Here is a 20,189-nt window from a genome sequence, read left to right on the forward strand (position 1 = left end):
GCGCCGGAGTGGCCCCCGGGGGGGGGGGGGGGGGGGTTCGGTGGGCCCCCCACCAGAACCCCCGGCCTATGGTGGTACAGCCCACCCGACAAAAACACCCGGGGCGGGGCTGGGGGCGGGCGGCCCCCCCCACTGTTGTCAGTCTGTCAGGCGTCGAATCCGTCGCCGTGCATCGCTTCGTTCATGGATGCGTCGGCGTATCCACGGCAGTAATCCCACGTGACATATGCCTCAGGCATGGGATCGTAGGCGGGTTCGTGAGGCCGAACCGTGCCGTCGACGAGGAGTTGAAGCAGGTTTGCCCGCAACATGTCCCAGTCGTGGTAGTGGTCCTGTTGGCAGTCCTCGCAGCACACCACGAGGCCGCGGATGCCACGATGAGCGAGGAGAGCCTCGTATACGGCGAGGTCAGCGAGATCTTCCTCGACTGCCTGCCGTTCTTGGGGGTCGAGTGGTTGACCCGGCTCGATGGCATCGAGTGCCGCGGAAGGGTCAGCGGGGTCGCCGGCAAAGGGATCTGGCGGCAGACCGGGAGGCAGTTGATCACGCACAGCACCACGGTACGCAGGTCAGGGGGGTCAGCGCCACTCGTTACGCGTACTTGCAGCGTGGGTGGGATGGTTCGGACCAATGTGCGGCCCGATACCATGGTGTTCAACGCCGGGAAAAGGTGCCAGGAATATCTTTCTGTGCAGGTGCCTTCTATCCGATATCCAGCTTTCGTAATCCGCTTCGAGGCAGCTGTTACAGCGGCTGCCGAACAGGCGAATCTAGGTCCATGGAGGGTCCTGACCGCATGACTAGTTCTGCAGGGCATGTACACACCGGAGGAGACGACCCCAACAAGGTCGCGATGCTCGGGCTGACATATGACGACGTACTGCTGTTGCCTGCAGCGTCCGATGTCATTCCGAGCCAGGTCGATACGTCGAGTCAGCTGACCCGCGATATCCGTCTGCGAATCCCGTTGGTCAGTTCGGCGATGGACACGGTCACCGAGTCGCGGATGGCCATTGCCATGGCCCGCGCGGGCGGAATGGGCGTTCTGCACCGCAATTCGTCCGTGGAGGTCCAGGCCGGCCAGGTCGAGACCGTCAAGCGTTCGGAGGCCGGCATGGTCACCGATCCGGTCACGTGTAAGCCGTCGGACACGATGGGTGAGGTCGACGCGAAGTGCGCTCGCTTCCGCATCTCGGGTCTGCCGGTCACCGACGACGCCGGACAGTTGGTCGGCATCGTCACGAACCGTGACATGCGTTTCGAGGTCGACCAGAATCGTCCGGTCGCCGAGATCATGACCAAGATGCCGTTGATCACAGCGCAAGAGGGCGTCACCGCTGACGTCGCGCTTGGTCTGCTTCGCCGTCACAAGATCGAGAAGCTTCCGATCGTGGACGGGAACGGCAAGCTCACGGGCCTGATCACGGTCAAGGACTTCGTGAAGACCGAGCAGCATCCGTTTGCCACCAAGGACCGTGACGGTCGTCTGCTCGTCGGTGCTGCGGTCGGTGCGGGCGACGATGCCTTCCAGCGTGCGATGGCGCTTACCGACGCCGGTGTGGACGTACTGGTGGTGGACAGCGCACATGGGCATTCGTCCAATGTTCTCGACATGATCGTCAAGCTCAAGCACGAATTGGGCGAGCGGGTTCAGATCATCGGTGGCAACGTCGCTACGCGCTCGGGTGCATTGGCACTCGTCAACGCAGGCGTCGATGCCGTCAAGGTCGGCGTTGGTCCTGGTTCCATCTGCACGACCCGTGTCATTGCCGGCGTCGGTGCTCCCCAGGTCACGGCCATCCTCGAAGCAGTCGCGGCATGCAAGCCTCTCGGCATTCCCGTGATCGCCGACGGTGGTCTGCAGTTCTCCGGCGACATCGCCAAGGCGCTTGCCGCCGGTGCGTCGACGGCCATGCTCGGCTCGCTCCTTGCCGGTACGGCCGAATCGCCGGGTGAACTGATCCTGGTGGGCGGCAAGCAGTTCAAGAGCTATCGCGGTATGGGCTCACTGGGCGCGATGCAGTCGCGCGGTGAGGCCAAGTCGTACTCCAAGGATCGCTACTTCCAGGACGACGTTCTCTCCGAGGACAAGTTGGTTCCGGAAGGCATCGAGGGTCGTGTTCCGTTCCGCGGACCGCTCTCGCAGGTGACGCATCAGCTCACCGGCGGTTTGCGTGCGGCAATGGGTTACACGGGCTCTGCGACGATCGAGCATCTCCAGAACGCTCAGTTCGTCCAGATCACGGCTGCGGGACTCAAGGAAAGCCACCCGCACGACATCACCATGACGGTCGAAGCGCCCAATTACGCTGCCCGCTAAGTTCAGTTCGCTAGTTCACCAGTCACGAGAAAGGGGCGCGCGTGCGCGACCTCGTTGAAATCGGAATGGGTCGTACGGCCCGTCGTACCTACGAACTGGACGATGTGAACATCGTTCCCTCTCGGCGGACTCGTTCGTCGAAGGAGGTGTCGACGACGTGGCAGATCGACGCGTACAGGTTTGACATTCCCATCCTCGCTCACCCGACGGACGCGTTGGTCTCGCCGACGTTCGCAATCGAATTGGGCAAGCGCGGCGGGCTCGGCGTCATCAACGGCGAGGGCCTGTGGGGCCGTCATGCCGATGTCGAGGCCAAGCTGGCTCGTCTTGTCGAGATCGCCGAAACCGACGGTGGCGTCGACGCCGCGATCCGCTACCTGCAGGAACTGCATGCGGCGCCGTTGCAGGCGGAATTGCTGGCAGCAGCGGTCGCACAGGTTCGTGACGCGGGGGTCACGACGGCGGTTCGCGTCAGCCCGCAGAATGCGCGCGCCCTGACGCCGGCACTGGTCAAGGCCGGAATCGACCTGCTGGTCGTTCACGGCACGATCATCTCCGCCGAGCATGTCGTGCGCACGGAGGAAGAGCCGCTCAACCTCAAGACGTTCATCTCCGAGCTCGACGTTCCGGTTATCGCCGGTGGTGTGAGTGACCACCGCACGGCGCTGCACTTGATGCGGACCGGTGCGGCGGGCGTCATCGTCGGCTACGGCTCTTCCGAGGGTGCAACCACGACGGGTGAGGTTCTCGGTATCGGGGTGCCGATGGCTACCGCTATCGCCGATGCCGCTGCGGCTCGCCGCGACTACCTCGACGAGACGGGTGGGCGTTACGTCCACGTCATCGCCGACGGTGACATCGCTACGTCTGGTGACCTGGCAAAGGCGATCGCGTGCGGCGCGGACGCTGCTGTTCTCGGCACGCCGTTGGCTGTGTCGGCTGAAGCTGCAGGCGGCGGTTGGTACTGGCCGTCCGCTGCTGCGCACCCTTCGGTTCCTCGTGGCGCGCTCCTTCCGGTTTCCTACGGCGAGCGGCCTTCGCTGGACAAGGTTCTGGCCGGGCCGTCCGACGATCCGTACGGTTCGCTGAACTTCGTCGGCGGTTTGCGCCGTTCCATGGCAAAGGCCGGCTACTCCACTCTCAAGGAGTTCCAGAAGGTCGGACTGACAGTCCGCGCCTGATTTGTCTGTATCTGTGGCCCTGGCTTCCTATGGGAAGTCAGGGCCACAGGTCTATGTTCAGGACTTTCGCGCGTTGGTGATACTTATGGTTACGCTTAGGGCACCCTTGTGGTGGCAGTCACAGCATTCGGGTGCATACTGACGGGTAACTACGTTTTCACGGTGGAGGTGTCCTGATGGGCAAGCAACGCGCGACGGATTACGACGTCCTGATTGTCGGATCCGGATTCGGCGGAAGCGTGAGCGCGCTTCGTCTTGTGGAGAAGGGCTACAAGGTAGGTGTCATCGAAGCGGGTCGACGGTACGCCGATGCAGAGTTCGCGAAGACGAGCTGGGATCTGAAGAAGTTCTTGTGGGCGCCCAAGCTGGGTTGCTTCGGTATTCAGCGGGTTCACCTGCTGCGCGACTGCTTGATTCTGGCCGGCGCGGGAGTGGGCGGTGGTTCGCTGAACTACGCGAACACGCTCTACCAGCCGCCGGAGCCGTTCTTCCAGGACAAGCAGTGGGCGCACATCACCGATTGGCGCAGCGAGCTCACTCCCTACTACGAGCAGGCGCAGAAGATGCTCGGTGTTGTGCGGAACCCACACATGACGCCGGCCGACGAGATCATGAAGTCGGTCGCAGACGACATGGGCGTCGGGGACACCTTCATTCAGACGCCGGTCGGGGTGTACTTCGGTGAGCCGGGCAAGAAAGCCGCCGACCCGTACTTCGGTGGTGTCGGTCCCGAGCGCACCGGGTGCATCGAGTGTGGCGAGTGCATGACCGGCTGCCGCCACGGCGCCAAGAACACGCTCCTCAAGAACTACCTCGGCTTGGCCGAGACCGCGGGCGCCGACATCATTCCCATGACCACCGTCTCGGGACTTCGCGAGCACCATGACGGCACGTGGGATGTGTTCACCGAGCGCACTGGTGCATACGCGCGCAAGAACCGTCGGACGTACACCGCCGCTCATGTGATTCTCGCGGCCGGAACCTGGGGAACGCAGCACCTGTTGTTCGACATGAAGGACACCGGAGCGCTACCAAAGCTGTCCGGCACACTGGGCGAACTCACGCGCACCAACTCCGAATCCATTGTCGGCGCAGGCAAATACAAGGTCGATCCCAATCTCGATCTCACGCACGGAGTTGCGATCACGTCGTCGTTCCACCCCAGCGAGGACACGCATATCGAGCCGGTTCGCTACGGCAAGGGTTCCAATGCGATGGGCCTGCTGCAGACGCTGATGACCGACGGCGGTGGAGACAAGCCACGGTGGGTCAAGTTCCTCGGTGTGGTCGCGAAGAATCCGTATCAGATGCTGCGCATGCTCACGGTCAAGGACTGGAGCGAGCGAACCATCATCGCCCTGGTCATGCAGAACCTCGACAACTCCATCACCACGTACACGAAGAAGGGCCTGTTCGGCCGTCGCAAGGTCACCAGCAAGCAGGGCCACGGTCAGCCGAATCCGACGTGGATCCCCGAGGGCAACGACGCGACGCGTCGGGTTGCCGAGAAGATCGACGGCGTTGCCGGCGGCACGTGGGGCGAGATCTTCAACGTCCCGCTGACGGCGCACTTCCTCGGCGGTTGCGCTATCGCCGAGGACGCCGATCGCGGCGTGATCGATCCGTATCACCGCGTCTTCGGCTACCCGACGCTCAGCGTCGTCGACGGTGCCGCGGTGTCCGCGAACCTCGGTGTGAACCCGTCGCTGACCATCGCGGCGCAGGCCGAGCGCGCGGCGTCGCTGTGGCCGAACAAGGGGGAGGCAGACCTTCGTCCAGCTCAGGGCAGTGGCTACGAGCGGTTGACGCCGATCGCTCCCAAGTCGCCGGTGGTACCGGCGTCGGCACCGGCGGCACTGGTTCTTCCGATTGTGAAGATCACGGGTGGAAAGAAGACTGCAGCGCCGGAAGTGGCATAACACTGTGGCGTAGCGAGGTGATCTTCGTCGCCCCCTGACTCTCGTATGCTGCGCAGAGTCCGGGGGTGCGCAGGTTCGCTAGCTGGGGCGATTAGACTGCACGTGTGGCAGATATCGAGCAGCAGAGACCAGTTCTTGTCGTCGACTTCGGTGCGCAGTACGCGCAGCTGATCGCACGTCGAGTCCGTGAGGCCAAGGTCTACTCGGAGGTGATTCCGCACACCATGACCGTCGAGGAGATCGTGGCCAAGAAGCCCTTGGCTGTGGTGCTCTCCGGCGGGCCGTCCAGCGTGTATGCCGACGGCGCTCCGAAGCTCGATCCGGCACTGTTCGACCACGACATTCCGGTGTTCGGCATCTGCTACGGATTCCAGGCGATGGCCGGAGCTCTCGGCGGCACCGTGGCCGAGACCGGCACCCGTGAATACGGCCGCACCGACATCTCGGTGTCCGGTGGCCTGCTCCACGACGGACTTCCCGCGACGCAGCCGGTGTGGATGAGCCACGGCGACGCCGTCACCGAAGCGCCTTCGGGATTCGAGGTCACCGCGACCAGTGACGGCGCTCCCGTCGCAGCGTTCGAGTATCGCGCCCGTAAGCTCGCCGGCGTTCAGTACCACCCCGAGGTTCTGCATTCCCCGCACGGACAGCAGGTTTTGAGCCGCTTCCTGCACGAGATCGCCGGTATTCCGGCAGCGTGGACGGCGTCCAACATCGCCGACGCGCTCATCGAGCAGGTGCGTGAGCAGGTCGGCGACGGCCATGCCATCTGTGGTCTGTCCGGTGGAGTCGACTCCGCTGTTGCGGCTGCATTGGTTCAGCGCGCTATCGGCGACCGGTTGACCTGTGTGTTCGTCGACCACGGTCTGATGCGTGCCGGCGAGCGCACCCAGGTGGAGAAGGACTTTGTTGCCGCGACGGGCGCTCGCCTGATCACGGTCGACGCCGCCGACACCTTCATCGGTGAACTGGCCGGCGTCACCGATCCCGAAACCAAGCGCAAGATCATCGGCCGCGAATTCATCCGCAGCTTCGAAGGCGCTGTCAGCGATGTCCTGGGCGAGAACGCTTCTCAGGGCGCAACCGTCGATTTCCTCGTTCAGGGCACCCTGTACCCGGACGTCGTGGAGTCCGGTGGCGGCACCGGCACCGCAAACATCAAGAGCCACCACAACGTCGGCGGCCTGCCGGAAGATCTGCAGTTCAAGCTGGTCGAACCGCTGCGCCTGTTGTTCAAGGACGAGGTCCGCGCAGTCGGCCGCGAACTCGGCTTGCCGGAAGAGATCGTCGGACGCCAGCCGTTCCCCGGACCGGGCCTTGGTATCCGCATCATCGGCGAGGTCACCCGTGACCGCCTCGAAATCCTCCGCCAGGCGGATTCCATTGCGCGTGAAGAACTCACGTCCGCAGGCCTCGACGGAACGATCTGGCAGTGCCCGGTTGTCCTCCTCGCCGACGTGCGCAGCGTGGGCGTGCAGGGCGACGGCCGGACCTACGGCCACCCGATCGTCTTGCGTCCGGTCTCGAGTGAAGACGCGATGACCGCAGACTGGACGCGCTTGCCGTACGAGACTCTCGAGCGCATTTCCACGCGCATCACCAATGAGGTTCCGGACGTCAACCGCGTTGTTCTCGACGTGACGAGCAAGCCGCCGGGAACGATCGAGTGGGAGTGAGCTGATTGCTGTGCGCCTTCATCAACCGACCGCGGTTGATGAAGGCGCACAGTGTTATTTGTGGTTCGAGCTATTTGCGGTTCGGCAGAATCACCAGCAGTAGGCCGGCGATGACTGCTGCTCCCACGAACAGCCACCGGAATTGAATGTCTGCTGCCGGGGCAAGGGAGAAGGGTCCGAGTAGTGCCCATCCGCTGACCAGGAATGCCGCGATTCCCGCGATGAGCAGAAGTGCGGACGGACGCTTGGATTTCGAGGTTTCCTCGTGTTCTTCGGTGCTGTTGCCGATGTCGTCGTAGTCGCTCATTACTGGTGTACCTCCAAGGCTCCGAATGTGGCTTTGGCGTTGATCGTCACGGTGGGGGCATCAGGTCCGGCCGCTGCGCCGGCGTGGACTCCACCGTCGAGGCAACGGGATCCGTCACCCATCACGACTGTGCAGTCGTTCTGTGCCTTGACCGTCGGCGGCAGCAATACCTTGAACTCGCCGAATGCCGCCGAGACGTCGATGGTCTTGTCCTCGGTGAACGTGAGCTCGCTCAGATCCAGTGTGAAGCTGCCGAAGCCGCCGGAGTACGAGGACTGAATCTCGGACACGCTGGCCGGTGTCCACTTCTGCTCACCTGACGCGTCGAACTCGAGCGGGTAAACCAGCGACGCGAGGATCACGAAGCCGACGAGCGGTCCGGTGACGATCAGCAGCCCGTATCCCTTGCGGAAGAACGCCCCGAAGATCAATCCGAGTGCGATCACGGCAAGTCCGACTGCCCCGACACGGCCGGGGGTGAACCAGTCGTTGCCGGTTGCTGCGCCTGCGGCACCGACTGCGGTGGCGGCGATGATCGCCAGGCCCAGGACGGTCAGGGTCCAGCGGGAGCGTCGACGGCGAGGCGGAAGCGGTAGCAGGGGAGGGTTCTTGGTCACGGGGTCGGGGAGATCCCAGGCGAAGGGAGCAACGCCGAGCGGGTCCCACGCGGGCGGCGTGATGGCGGGCTCGCTCTTCGAAAGATCAACTGCTGGTGCCGATTCCGATGACGAAGTTGCTGCGGCTGGATCCGTGGGAACGTAGCTGTCAGGAAGCTTGGTATACGGCGTGTACGTCGGCGGCTGGTTCGGGGCGAAGTATCCCGGGGTGAATGGTCCCGGGGTGAATCCTGTTCCGGGATAGACCGTTCCGGCGCCGATGTGCTGCGTGGACGAAGGTGGCAGCACCGGTGGGACAGGTTGGCGTTGGTAGAGCAGCCACAGGCCGCCGAGCATCAGCATGACGCCGATCAGTCCGGAACCGCCCTGGCCGGCGCCGAGCGGACCGATCGTAGTCGCGGCGATAGCAAGGGCTACCACCAGGACGATGGTTTTGGTGTGCTTGTCCGAGCGGTGGCGACGACCCGGCGCCGCTGCGGTTTGGCCGATGTCGGCGCGCGGGAAAGTCAGCCAGGCCACGACGTACAGCAAGATTCCCGAGCCGCCGAAGATGGTGGAGATGACAAAGGCAACGCGCACGAGGATCGGGTCGACACCGTATCGGTATCCGATTCCTGCGCATACGCCGGCAACGTGACCCTGGTCCGGTAGACGCACGGGGCGGGTCCGCCACAGATCGTTGATCTGTTCCTGGAAGGTCGGATTACTCATGGCTCCATCGTGGTGTGTTCGGGGGTGTTGCCGCATCAGGGGTGAACCCTGATCTTTGGCGCGCTCCTGGCCTGACTTCAGGGTTGGACCCTGATGTGCTCGAGCATGGTTCGTGCCAGTATCGACTATGTGCAATCTGTGTCTGATCCCGCGCTCGTGAGTGCGCCGCTGCCGATACGAAAGTTGGAGCGGCGCTCCGGCGGTCGAATTGTGGGTGGTGTTGCCGGCGGTATCGCGGATCACCTTGGTATCGACGCGCTGAAGGTCCGTGTTGCGTTTGCGATTCTGGCTGCGATGGCCGGTGCGGGCATCGTCGCGTACGGAATTCTCTGGGTTTTCGTGTCGGCGGGTACCGACACCGAGAAGCCGAGCGCGGCAGAGCGTCAGCGTGCTTACGGTCTGGCCGTTCTCGGTCTGGGCGGTGCGGCGGCGTTGTCGTGGTTGTTCAGCGGCACGGCGGGTTCTGTACTGGCGCCGTTTTTTGTTGTTGCGGTCGGTGCGGCACTGGTGTGGCGGGAGTTCGATTCCGAAGGCCCTCGTACCGTCATCGGGTTGCCGGCGCGGCCGACCGTCCTGACGTGGACGCGCGTGGTCGGCGGCGCATCGATGATCGTGCTGGGGTTGGCGGTCGTGGTGTTGGCGCAAGTCGACATCGACGCGTTGCGGTCGTCGTTGTTGGCCGTCGTCGTGACGTTGATCGGCGCCGGTTTGCTGACGGTTCCGTTGTGGTTGCGGATGTGGCGGGCGCTCGGGGCTGAGCGGGCCGCTCGAATTCGCAACGACGAGCGTGAAGAGATCGCGTCACACCTGCATGATTCGGTGTTGCAGACGTTGGCGTTGATCCAGAAGCAGTCCGACAATCCGGTGGAAGTGGCGCGGCTTGCCCGTGGGCAGGAGCGCGAGCTTCGGAAGTGGTTGTTCAGTGGCGGCGAGATCGACCACACGAGCCTGACCGAAGGGCTCAAGATCATCGCGGGTGAGGTGGAGGATCAGCACGGTGTGACGGTGCGTCCGGTGACGGTGGGTGACGTGCAGTTGGACGGCGAGGACGGTCTGCCGAAGGAAGCGTTCACCGCACTTCTCGGCGCTACGCGTGAGGCTCTGGTCAACGCCGCGAAGCACTCCGGCGAGAAGGAGATCAACCTGTTTGCCGAGGTGGAAGGTGATCAGGTGAGCATCTTCGTTCGAGATCGCGGTGTCGGATTCGACGTCGACGCGGTACCAGAGGACCGTCAAGGTCTGGCCAAGTCGATTCGCGGCCGGATCGAGCGTCGTGGTGGCCGCGTCGTGGTTCGCTCCACCATCGGCAAGGGGACGGAAATCCGGGTACACATGCCGCTCGGGGGCAAGACGAGCACCGACTCTGACTTACAGTGGGACGAGCCCGCCGACCTTGTCGACAACCCGGAGGAAGCGCCCCAGTGACAGTTTTGCCCACACCCCCGTATCGCGTATTCCTTGTCGACGATCACGGGGTGTTCCGCTCCGGGGTTCGGGCCGAATTGTCCCGTGAAGACGACATGGAGATTGTCGGTGAGGCCGGCGGGGTGGCCGAAGCGATCGCCGGGATCAACTCCACGAAACCCCACGTGGTCCTGCTCGACGTACACATGCCGGACGGCGGCGGAGTGGCTGTGCTGCGCGGGATAGATTCCGGTCCGGTGTGCTTGGCACTCAGCGTTTCCGATGCGGCTGAGGACGTCATCGCGGTAATCCGGGCGGGTGCTCGGGGCTACGTCACCAAGACGATTTCGGGTGCCGAACTGGCCGACGGTGTCCGCCGGGTCGCAGGCGGCGACGCCGTCTTCGGGCCCAGGCTGGCGGGTTTTGTGCTCGACTCCTTTACCGGTCGATCCGCGGCACCGGAACCACAACTCGATCCGGAACTCGATTCACTGACTCCCCGTGAACTCGAAGTCCTGCGGTTGCTCGCGCGGGGGTACACCTACCGCGAGATTGCGGAGGAGTTGGTGATCTCCGTGAAAACCGTCGAGACGCATGCGTCCAATGTCCTGCGAAAGACTCAGCAGTCCAATCGCAATGCGCTGACACGCTGGGCTCATCGCCGCCAGATCGACTGAACTCTTCCGCGAGCGTCCACGAACGCGCACCATGGACCACATGACAGAACCACTGGCGCTGGCGTCGAGTCGTGGGCGTTGGGTTGTTGCCGCCACGGTTCTCGGTTCGAGCATGGCTCTTCTCGACGGCACGGTGGTCAACATCGCGCTGCCGCACATCGGCGAGGAGTTGGGTTCCGGGGTAGCGGGCCTGCAGTGGACGCTCAGCGGGTACACGTTGGCTCTGGCGTCGTTGATTCTGCTCGGCGGCGCTCTGGGGGACCGGTGGGGTAGGCGCCGGGTGTTCGTGTGGGGCACGGTGTGGTTCGCGGTGGCGTCGCTGCTGTGCGGCATTGCTCCCGACATCACATTTTTGGTGGTGGCGCGAATCCTGCAAGGCGTGGGTGCGGCACTGCTGACGCCGGGCAGTCTGGCCATCATCTCGGCGTCGTTGCGTGAGGAGGATCGGGGCGCTGCCATCGGTTTGTGGTCTGGACTCGGGGGAGTTGCGGGAGCGATAGGTCCGCTGTTCGGTGGCTGGCTCGTTGAGGTCGCCGGGTGGCGGTCGGTGTTCTTCCTGAACTTGCCGCTGGCTGCTCTTGTCGTGTGGGCGAGTGTGCGGCACGTTCCGGAGAGTCGCGACCCGCATCCTCCGGAACGTCTGGATGTTCTCGGATCTGCCTGTGCGGTAGTCGGTCTCGGTGCGTTGACCTACGGGTTGATCGAGATGAACCTGGTCGCGGGAGTGGTCGGCGCTCTCGTGTTGTGCCTGTTTGTCGTTGTGGAGCGACGGTCGCCGAGTGCGGTGGTGCCGCCGTCGCTGTTCCGGTCGAGAATGTTTGTCGCCGCCAATCTGGTGACTCTGGCGGTATACGCGGCGCTTGGCGGTGTGTTCTTCCTGCTGGTGCTGCAGTTGCAGCTGGTCGCGGGCTATTCGCCGGTGGCAGCGGGGGTCGCTACGGTGCCGATCACGGTGGCGCTACTGCTCTTTTCCTCGCGCGCCGGTAGGTACGCGCAGATTCACGGACCCCGGTTGCCGATGACCGCCGGGCCGGCAGTGGCTGCAGTGGGATTGGTGTTGATGACGAGGATCGGGGTCGACGCGTCGTACCTCACCGACGTGCTACCCGGAGTTCTCGTGTTCGGATTGGGTTTGTCGGTGATGGTGGCGCCGCTGACCGCGGCTGTGCTGGGTTCGGTTCCGGTGGAGCAGTCGGGAATTGCGTCGGGTGTGAACAACGCCGTTGCGCGAACCAGTCAGCTCCTGGCTGTTGCCGCGTTGCCGGGAATCGCGGGGATCAACACCGAAGCTCTGGCGGATCCGGCGCTGTTCTCCGACGGATTCACGATCGCGATGTACATCTGTGTGGGACTGCTGTTGCTCGGTGCGGCTATCGCGGCGGTACTGATCCGCGCTCCGGCGGCGCCGCCGATGCCGGAAACGGATTCGGTTGCCTGCAAACCACATTGTGATCTGACGGGGCCTGCGGTACAACCGAGTCGGGCCCAGGATTAGGCGCTGGACTAGACGCTGATATCTCGATCGTGGCTCGGTACCAACGGGATTGCCGCGGCGGGGAAGGCGGCGACTATCGCAAACGCGATGGGATACCCGACCACACCGATGAGTGCGCCGACCACCGGCCCCACGGCGGACGCGGCAATGAATTGTCCGGTGTTCTGAGCGCCCAACGCTTTTCCCTGCCAGGTAGGCCCGGCCGCTTCGGCGACGGACGTGAACGCCAAGCCGTTGTCCGCGACACTGACAGTGGTAGCGATCAGCAGCACCAACGCCGGGATTCCCCACGGGGCGGCGTCGGCGGCAGCCATGGCCAGCATGACAACGGCGGCAGACATCGACACCAGGCGAAGCGGGCCGACCCGGCTACCGGCGCGGTCACTCCACATCCCGACGACGATGCGTCCCAGCGCCCCGACGAACTGCGACGCTCCGATGAGCAGGCCGGCCGGGGCGGCCTCCCAGTGTTGTTCGTTGATCAGCCAGACCAGTCCGAATGTCGACAGTGTGAACTGCGGAAACACCAGGAGAGCTGACGCCAGGTGGATCCGCCACAGGAAGGAGTTCGAACGGTAGGGGTTGGCGGCCGCGACGGGTGCCTGTGCGGTGGTGGCAGGCCGCGGGGGATTGACCAGGGCAAGTGCGCAGACCACTGCGAGCGCGCCGTTGAGAATCACGGACAGAGCAACCGCCGAACCGATTCCCGAGTGCGCAGCCAGCGTCGGAACGGTGAGCGACGCGATGGTGACGCCCAAGGGTTGGGACATCTGCCGGATGCCCATCGCCAATCCGCGGCGGTCCTTCGGAAACCAGCCGACAACCACGCGTCCGCTGGCGGCATTGGTGCTGGCGGCCGACATGCCGCCGAACAGGAACGCGATACCGAGCAACGCGTAATTGTCGGTGGTGGTGGCAGCCAGGGCCGCAACGGCGGTCAAGGCAAGTCCGATCGAGATGACCCACTTCTCTCCGAATCTGTCGGCCAACGCTCCCCAGGCCACGAGCGTGAGGACCATACCGAAAGTGGGCGCTGCAGCCAGAGTTCCGGCCTGCGCCAGTGAGAGACCGTGCTCGGAATGCAGGAGTGGGATCAGGAAGGCGGGAGTGCTGACGAAGACGGTTCCGGCGGCTTGGGCGGCAACACCGAGGGCAAGCATCGTCCATGCCCGCGGTGTGACTACCGATTTTTCCAACCGTGACGCCTCAGTCATGGTGAGCCTCCCGATCCTTCTTGGCTTGAGGGCTCTGACGGTACTCCGACTGTTTCACATGCTGAAACTAGAATCCCAAAATGTGGTCACGCCTCGTGGCCGGCAGTGGGGAGGCGAACGGTGAAGACCGTGTCTCCGTCCACTGGGTCGACGCTGATGGTGCCGCCGTGCAAGTGGATGTTCTCGACTGCGAGGGAAAGTCCCAATCCGCTGCCCTCACTGCGTCCGCGTGCGGTGTCTACCTTGTAGAACCGGCGAAAGATTGCCTGCCGGTCCTGGGGCAAAATGCCGGGTCCGTGGTCGACGACGGCGATGACGGCGTAGCCGGGTTCGGCGCTGAGTTCGACGCGTACCGGGGGTGAACCGTGCCGCAGTGCGTTGCCGACGAGGTTGGCGACGACTATGTCGATCCGACGCGAATCCACTCTGCTGCTGATGCTTTCAGGCGCGTCGAGCTCGACGGTTTCGGTCCAGCCGCGGCTCTCCAGCGTGCGCTCGGTCAGTTCGACGAGATCGACGTCGTCGAGGACGAGGCGTGCCTGTTGTGAGTCGTGGCGAGACATCTCGATCAGATCCTCGACGAGTCGAGTGAGTTTGCCGATCTCACTGCTCACGATGCGTGCGGCGGCACCGGCGTCGGGCGGAAGGTTGGGGATCTCTTCGCGCAGTATTTCACTGACCGGCACCAGTGCGGCCAGTGGCGTTCGCAGCTCGTGAGAGACGTCGGCGACAAACCGTCTTGCCTGCTCTTCGGATTCTTCGAGACCTTTGATCACCGCTTCGTTGCGCGCGACCATGTTGTTGAATGTTGTTGTCACCTGGGCAAGTTCGGCTACTCCGTTTTCCGGAAGGCGGACGCTGAGATCGCCGTCGGCGGCACGGGCGGCGGCCGCGTCGAGACGCTTGAGCGGACGTACCAGCGTCGACGCGATCCAGAAGCCGAGCAGACCGCTGACCAGCACGCCGGCAGCGAGGGTGAGACCGACGACTCGGAGCAGGTCGTCGAACTTGTCCTGTACCCCCACCAGTGGCCGGACGGTGACAGCTTTCACCAGTGTCTGGTTGTCGTAGCCGTCCTCCGCGGTCGTGTCCGTGACGTTGACGGACATCCCCAGCAGGATGCGCTCGGAGTCGAGTCTCTCGAAGCGGATCAGTTTCGAACTGTCCAAACCGTTGTCGAAGCTCGGCGGGATCGTCGCGGGATCGACGGATCCTTGGCGAACTACTTCACCGTCTGTGATCAGCGTCAGGTCGGATGGGAAGACCTGTGAGAGGTTGGCGGGTGTCAATCCGTCCACCGGCATGCCGTCGAGGGACTGTAGCTCGTCGCGAAATTGTGCCGTTGCCACGTCCTGAGCATTGGAATAGATCCACGACCGCGCCATGAGCGATACCGCGCCGGCTGTTCCTCCGGCGATGATCAGGACGATTGCGATGAACACCAGCACGAGCCGGGTCCGCAGACCGTCGACGCGCAGCCAGGCCGGTCTCATCGACCTGAGCCGGTGTTGAAGCGATATCCGAAGCCACGCACGGTTTCGATGACTGTCGGTACGGCCGGGTCGTCCTCGATCTTTCCACGCAGTCGCTGCACCGCTGCGTCGACGATTCGGGAATCGCCCAGGTACTCCTGGTCCCAGGCTGCGGACAACAACTGTCGACGACTGAGAACCTGTCCGGGATTCTCGGTCAGTGCCAGGATCAGTCGGAGCTCGGTCGGGGTCAGGGTCAGCAGCGTTCCGCCCTTGCGGACCTGCAATGACGATCGATCCAGTTCCAAGTCGCCGAATGTCTCTGCCGCCGGTACTGCATCTGTTCGCGTCGTTGCGGGCGCCGACCGACGCACGACGGCTTTGATGCGAGCGTCGAGGACACGCGGACTGGCCGGTTTGACGACGTAGTCGTCGGCGCCGGCCTCGAGGCCGGCAACGGTGTCGATATCGTCGGATCGAGCGGTGAGAATGATGATCGGGATCGAACTACGCGTGCGGATGCGTCGACAGATCTCGTAACCGTCGGCACCCGGGAGTCCGAGGTCGAGCAGGACGAGGTCGGTGGTGGTGAGTACGTCGTCGAAATCACTGTTGCCGTCGGGGCGATGGCTGACGTTGTGCCCGAGTCGGTTCAGTCCCAACGTGATTGCCTCGGCCACGGCTGGATCGTCCTCGATGAAAAGGATATTCACCATGATTAGGGGCCTTCCGCGGTCGGAGCAATCTCGGTCAGCCCACGGTACAGGTGTCACACTTTCGAGAGCCGTTCGTTGCCGGAGTTTGCCAGTACCGCGTGCCGTGCGGCGGTGGTGTTCAACGGAAATGCCGACACGGCGAGGGTGTAGCAACCGACGAGGAGTAGTGCACCCAGCACGTCACTCGGCCGGTGCCATTGCAACACGACTACCGAGATTGCGGTCCCGATGGTGATCAGTGCGCCGTTGACGGCGACGACGCCCCGCCACCTGGCGGGTGTGACGAGCACTATCGCGCAGACCAGAGCAGCGATGGCGGTGAGAGTCCCGCTGGGGAAGGAATTATGCATGACAAGACCGTTCAGGTCTGGTCGATCCAGCGACTGTTTGAGAACCCAGGCCGTCGTGATGGGGCCGAGGGTCACGACGGCGACGCGCAGTGCCAGCGCAATCGGGTTGTTGCGCAACGTGATCATGAGTACCACGAGCACTCCTCCCACTATCAGGATCGGGGTGAGCAGGCCGATGAACTCAGTGGAGAACACTCCGAGGACTTCAGACGTGGCCGCGCCCACCATGAGTTGTTGATCGACGATCTGGCCACCGGCAGTGTTGACCGCCAATTCGAACTCGATTACTCCGAGGATCAAGAGTGCCAGTGCGGCAAACAGTCTCGCTGGTTTGACTCGTGTCATGGTCAGCCTTCCGGTCTTTCGTCCGAGGGGTTGCTGCGTTGGGGTGGGCATTCGCCACCTGGAGTGGTCGCCAGTTCGAAATGCCACATCTCGTTTGCATAGGTCTGACAGAGGCCGTAGTCGCTGCCGTGCTGGATAAGCCAGTCGTCGGCATCCGTCGGTCCGATGTCTACTGCCTGTCCGCTGACATGCTTGGACAGACTCGGGGAGTGCACCCACTTGGACGCTTCGTCCACGCTGCCGTACTTGGCTACGGCTTCGTCGAACAGTCGCTGTTGGTATGCGGCTGATCGCCAACCCGACGTGACATGCATGTCCACCCCGGATGCCCGCGCATCCGCTGCGGCCATCTGCAGCGCCGCGAGAAGTGCGGAATCGAGGCGGGCCAGCGCGGGCATATGGGTGTCCGCCGCGCTGAGGCCGTCCGCGATCTCGCCGCCTGAGGGTCCTGAATCAGGTTGAGTGGCAAGGTAGTGATCGCTCTTGGGCGTGGCCGCCTCGGTGTACGAACACGCGCTGAGCATGAGCGCCCCGAGTGTGACTGCTCCGAGTGCGACTGCTCGGTGTGCGACTGCTCGGTGTGCGACGGGGCCGGCGATTCCGCGGTGGCTGGGCATAGTGCAGAGACTGCTCGGTCAGTGTCACCAGGAGGTCGTCACTGTTCGTCGACGGTGTCACGGTCTGCAACAGCTCTGTAACAGGACGGAACGAGCCTGGTGGGGCGTGCGCTAAGCGGGTCGGGGAACGGATGCAAAGGTGGACAGTTCGAACCACGAAGGCAAACTGCGACGCAGGGCTTCCGGCCCGGAAATGGTGACCTCACCTGATCGAATGGCGTCGGACCACGTCAGGTCGCCGCGCCAGATCTCGGTCAACGGCCTGAGCCCGGCAGATACGGACACGGTGACCTCGAAACCCGGGTCGAGGTCACAGACGTCGACCTCGTCGGAGTTGATGACCAGCCACCAGTTTCGTGACTGCCGATCGATTTCGGAAAAGACGAAGTGCACCACTGTTTTTCCGTCGGGCACAGCGGAGTGATCCACCCGTCGATGCATGTCCCACAGCAGGAGTTTGGGATCGAGATCCTGGTCGCCGAGTTCGCCGATCCAGCGGGTGCCCCAGATCCCCAGGGCTTCGACGACGGGGCGGAGTTCGCGTCCGGCGTCGGTGAGGCGGTAAGTGACGACACCGTCGGTGTTGTCTCGGTAGGTGATTCCGGCGGCAGTGAGTTGGTGCAGACGTTTGGACAGCAACGTCGGAGACATGCGGGGAAGGCCGCGTCGTAGGTCGTTGAAATGGGTACTTCCCATCATGAGTTCGCGCAGGACCAGGAGCGTCCAGCGCTCGTCGAGTAGCTCCATCGCCTTGGCGACGGGGCAGAACTGGCGGTACGACGACCCCACTTGTCAATCGTAGGCCGATGCGTGGGGCTGGTACAGATCCAGTACTGGATCGGTGACACTCGATGGTCGTAACGTCGAGGTCAGAGTGGAAATCGGTACTGCGAAAATTGATGGAGGAGAACGATAATGACTGAAGCAGTGGATGTGGACCGAGCCCTTAAATCCAAGCACCGGGTGATGTGGGGGTTGGGCAATTATCCTGCGGTGGCAACGGAGGTCATCCCGGAACTCGGGCCTGTTGTGGCGGCGGCAGGCGGCGTGCGCGCCGGTGATCGGGTTCTCGACATCGCGGCAGGTTCCGGCAATGTGGCTATTCCTGCGGCGGCACTCGGCGCGCAGGTGGTGGCAACGGACTTGACTCCCGAATTATTCGATGCGGGAAGGAAGATGGCAGCCGACGCGGATGTCGAACTCGAGTGGCGGGAGGCTGATGCCGAGGATCTACCGTTTGAAGACGGTGAGTTCGACGTGGTGCTCTCGTGCGTCGGCGTCATGTTTGCGCCGCATCATCAGCGGGCAGCGGACGAGCTTGTTCGAGTGTGCAAGGAAGGCGGCAGGATCGCTGTACTGAGTTGGACACCAACAGGTTTCATCGGCGAGATGTTCAAAGCCATGAAACCGTATGCACCTGCGCCACCTCCTGGTTCGCAGCCACCGCCGTTGTGGGGTGAGGAGAGTCATGTTCGTGAGCTGTTCGGTGACCGAGTTCGCGACCTGACTGCGCGTCGAGAAGTGCTGCAGGTGAGCAGGTTCCGTGATCCGGAAGACTTCCGCGACTTCTTCAAGGAGAATTACGGACCGACCATCGCCGTCTACCGCAATATTGCGGGCGACGACGCCAAGGTGGAGGCCCTCGACCGCGATCTCGTCGACTTGGCTCGCAAGTACAGCGCAGGAGGAGATTCCAGCGCCGGAGGGGATTCTCCGGGTATGGACTGGGAGTATCTACTCGTCACCGGTGTCAGGAGTACGTCATGACAAGCATTGATATTGCGCCGTTGAGATCGTCCGTCACCGGCCCGGTTTTCGGCCCGGAAGATTCGGGCTACGACGACGCGCGGGCCATCTGGAACGGCTCGATCGATCACCGCCCGGCTGGGATCGCCAGGTGCCTTTCGCCGTCGGATGTGGCTGCGGCACTGGGTTATGCCAGAGAACATGACTTGGAGGTGTCTGTCAGAGGTGGTGGGCATTCGTATCGTGGGGCCTCGGTGTGTGAGGGCGGTCTGATGATCGATCTCAGTGCACTGAACAACGTCACTGTTGATCCGTCGGCGCGTAGGGCGCGCGTAGGTGGCGGGGCGACGTTGGCGAACCTGGACGCCGCGACGCAGGAACACGGCCTGGCTGTGACAGGTGGGGTGATCAGCGATACCGGAGTGGGCGGTCTGACACTCGGCGGCGGCATGGGGTGGCTGACGCGAACGCTCGGATTGTCGATCGACAATCTGGCGTCGGCGGAGGTTGTGCTTGCCGACGGTGAGGTCGTGCGCGCGTCGGAAGAGAACCATCCCGATTTGTTCTGGGCGTTGCGAGGCGGGGGAGGTAATTTCGGTGTGGTGACCGAGTTCGAGTACCGGCTGAGCGCGATCGGGCCGGAAGTGCATCTCGGGTTCTTCTTCTGGGGGATGGACGACGGACCGGATGCGCTGCGTCTGTGCCGCGACGTGGTGCCGGCTCTGCCCCGCAACACGGGTGCGTTGATTGCTTCGAGCCTGTCCGCGCCGCCCGCGGCGTTTGTACCGGAGCAGTTCCACTTTCATCCCGGATATGCCTTGCTGGTGGCAGGTTTCGGTTCCGCCGAGGAGCATGCGCAGGTGATTGCGCCCATCAGGGAAGGGCTGCCGCCGCTGTTCGAGTTCGTCACGCCGCTCCCGTACACGGGGTTGCAGTCGATGCTCGACGATGCCGAACCGTGGGGTGCGTACGCGTACGAGAAAGCTCTGGACCTAGGGGATCTCTCCGATGACGTGATCGGTGTTCTGACCGAACATGCGGTGAAGAAGTCGTCACCGATGTCGTTCATCCCGATCTTTCCGCTGCAGGGTGCGTTCACCGCCGTCGGCGACGACGATACGGCGTTCGGTGGTTCCCGTGCCCCGCACTACGTGTGCAACATGACGGCTACGGCGACGGATGCCGGGACTCTGGATCTGGATCGAACGTGGGTGCGCAATATCTGGGAAGCGTTGCGTCCCTTGTCGACCAATCCTGGTGGTTACGTCAATTTCATGACCGATGTGGACGAAGAGCGGGTTCGCAGTTCGTACGGATCCGGCAAGTATGCACGCCTGTCCAGGATCAAGGCACAGTACGATCCGCACAACCTGTTTCATCTCAACGCCAACATCAGGCCGGCTGCGTCGGCGCTGAAGTAGC

18 protein-coding genes are annotated in these 20,189 nt (G+C 63.5%); 9 read left to right on the top strand and 9 right to left on the bottom strand.

Going from position 1 to position 20,189, the window contains the following annotated elements; genetic code table 11:
- Positions 1-146 precede the first annotated feature (146 nt).
- Positions 147-551, bottom strand: coding sequence for a DUF5319 domain-containing protein (locus R4P64_RS05880; RefSeq protein ID WP_033231326.1), 405 nt, complete (start codon positions 549-551; stop codon positions 147-149).
- 245 nt (positions 552-796) lie between these two features.
- Between R4P64_RS05880 and guaB the strand changes: the two genes are divergently transcribed.
- The 4 genes from guaB (at position 797) to guaA (ending at position 7,096) form a co-directional block, all read left to right on the top strand.
- Positions 797-2,320 carry an IMP dehydrogenase gene (guaB, locus tag R4P64_RS05885; protein ID WP_033231537.1) on the top strand — a complete coding sequence of 508 codons (1,524 nt, stop codon included), beginning with the start codon at positions 797-799 and terminating at the stop codon, positions 2,318-2,320.
- 41 nt (positions 2,321-2,361) lie between these two features.
- A complete protein-coding gene (locus tag R4P64_RS05890) occupies positions 2,362-3,501 on the top strand; it encodes a GuaB3 family IMP dehydrogenase-related protein (protein WP_033231325.1) in 1,140 nt (379 codons plus the stop codon).
- Between the two features lie 176 nt (positions 3,502-3,677).
- The gene (locus tag R4P64_RS05895; RefSeq protein ID WP_317819774.1) at positions 3,678-5,420 is read left to right on the top strand and encodes a GMC family oxidoreductase; all 1,743 of its coding nucleotides are present in this window, start codon (positions 3,678-3,680) and stop codon (positions 5,418-5,420) included.
- A 104-nt stretch (positions 5,421-5,524) separates the two neighbouring features.
- Complete coding sequence (gene guaA / locus R4P64_RS05900) at positions 5,525-7,096, top strand: glutamine-hydrolyzing GMP synthase (protein WP_317819775.1); 1,572 nt, start codon at positions 5,525-5,527, stop codon at positions 7,094-7,096.
- 70 nt (positions 7,097-7,166) lie between these two features.
- Here the strand turns inward: guaA and R4P64_RS05905 are convergent, their stop codons facing one another.
- Both R4P64_RS05905 and R4P64_RS05910 read right to left on the bottom strand, forming a co-directional pair.
- Entirely contained in the window at positions 7,167-7,403 is a 237-nt protein-coding gene (locus R4P64_RS05905; RefSeq protein WP_045070771.1) for a hypothetical protein, read from the bottom strand.
- A complete protein-coding gene (locus R4P64_RS05910) occupies positions 7,403-8,731 on the bottom strand; it encodes a PspC domain-containing protein (RefSeq protein ID WP_033231321.1) in 1,329 nt (442 codons plus the stop codon). Before R4P64_RS05910 ends, R4P64_RS05905 begins: the two co-directional genes overlap by 1 nt.
- Positions 8,732-8,836: 105 nt before the next feature.
- Between R4P64_RS05910 and R4P64_RS05915 the strand changes: the two genes are divergently transcribed.
- From R4P64_RS05915 to R4P64_RS05925, 3 genes are read left to right on the top strand one after another with little or no spacing between them, the layout of a single operon-like run.
- A complete protein-coding gene (locus R4P64_RS05915) occupies positions 8,837-10,156 on the top strand; it encodes a PspC domain-containing protein (protein ID WP_317541213.1) in 1,320 nt (439 codons plus the stop codon).
- Positions 10,153-10,812 carry a response regulator gene (locus R4P64_RS05920; RefSeq protein WP_033231319.1) on the top strand — a complete coding sequence of 220 codons (660 nt, stop codon included), beginning with the start codon at positions 10,153-10,155 and terminating at the stop codon, positions 10,810-10,812. The genes R4P64_RS05915 and R4P64_RS05920 overlap by 4 nt, the downstream gene beginning before the upstream one ends.
- 40 nt (positions 10,813-10,852) lie before the next feature.
- The gene (locus R4P64_RS05925) at positions 10,853-12,307 is read left to right on the top strand and encodes an MFS transporter (protein WP_033231536.1); all 1,455 of its coding nucleotides are present in this window, start codon (positions 10,853-10,855) and stop codon (positions 12,305-12,307) included.
- A gap of 8 nt (positions 12,308-12,315) precedes the next feature.
- On the opposite strand, the gene R4P64_RS05930 is transcribed toward R4P64_RS05925, so the two are convergent.
- The 6 genes from R4P64_RS05930 to R4P64_RS05955 form a co-directional block, all read right to left on the bottom strand.
- Complete coding sequence (locus R4P64_RS05930; RefSeq protein WP_317819779.1) at positions 12,316-13,521, bottom strand: MFS transporter; 1,206 nt, start codon at positions 13,519-13,521, stop codon at positions 12,316-12,318.
- Between the two features lie 86 nt (positions 13,522-13,607).
- A complete protein-coding gene (locus R4P64_RS05935) occupies positions 13,608-15,014 on the bottom strand; it encodes a HAMP domain-containing sensor histidine kinase (protein ID WP_317819781.1) in 1,407 nt (468 codons plus the stop codon).
- Positions 15,011-15,709 carry a response regulator transcription factor gene (locus R4P64_RS05940; protein ID WP_045070762.1) on the bottom strand — a complete coding sequence of 233 codons (699 nt, stop codon included), beginning with the start codon at positions 15,707-15,709 and terminating at the stop codon, positions 15,011-15,013. Before R4P64_RS05940 ends, R4P64_RS05935 begins: the two co-directional genes overlap by 4 nt.
- A gap of 53 nt (positions 15,710-15,762) precedes the next feature.
- A complete protein-coding gene (locus R4P64_RS05945; RefSeq protein WP_317819784.1) occupies positions 15,763-16,404 on the bottom strand; it encodes a phosphatase PAP2 family protein in 642 nt (213 codons plus the stop codon).
- A 2-nt stretch (positions 16,405-16,406) separates the two neighbouring features.
- Entirely contained in the window at positions 16,407-17,021 is a 615-nt protein-coding gene (locus R4P64_RS05950; protein WP_411742641.1) for a M15 family metallopeptidase, read from the bottom strand.
- A 111-nt stretch (positions 17,022-17,132) separates the two neighbouring features.
- Complete coding sequence (locus R4P64_RS05955) at positions 17,133-17,810, bottom strand: winged helix-turn-helix transcriptional regulator (protein WP_045070756.1); 678 nt, start codon at positions 17,808-17,810, stop codon at positions 17,133-17,135.
- A gap of 126 nt (positions 17,811-17,936) precedes the next feature.
- Between R4P64_RS05955 and R4P64_RS05960 the strand changes: the two genes are divergently transcribed.
- Together R4P64_RS05960 and R4P64_RS05965 are read left to right on the top strand one after the other, a co-directional pair.
- The gene (locus R4P64_RS05960; protein WP_233363590.1) at positions 17,937-18,788 is read left to right on the top strand and encodes a class I SAM-dependent methyltransferase; all 852 of its coding nucleotides are present in this window, start codon (positions 17,937-17,939) and stop codon (positions 18,786-18,788) included.
- A complete protein-coding gene (locus R4P64_RS05965; protein ID WP_033231311.1) occupies positions 18,785-20,188 on the top strand; it encodes an FAD-binding oxidoreductase in 1,404 nt (467 codons plus the stop codon). Before R4P64_RS05960 ends, R4P64_RS05965 begins: the two co-directional genes overlap by 4 nt.
- Position 20,189: the final 1 nt, after the last annotated feature.

This window comes from Rhodococcus sp. IEGM 1366, from assembly GCF_033142425.1.
In the GTDB taxonomy this organism is placed as follows: Bacteria; Actinomycetota; Actinomycetes; order Mycobacteriales; family Mycobacteriaceae; genus Rhodococcus_F; species Rhodococcus_F globerula.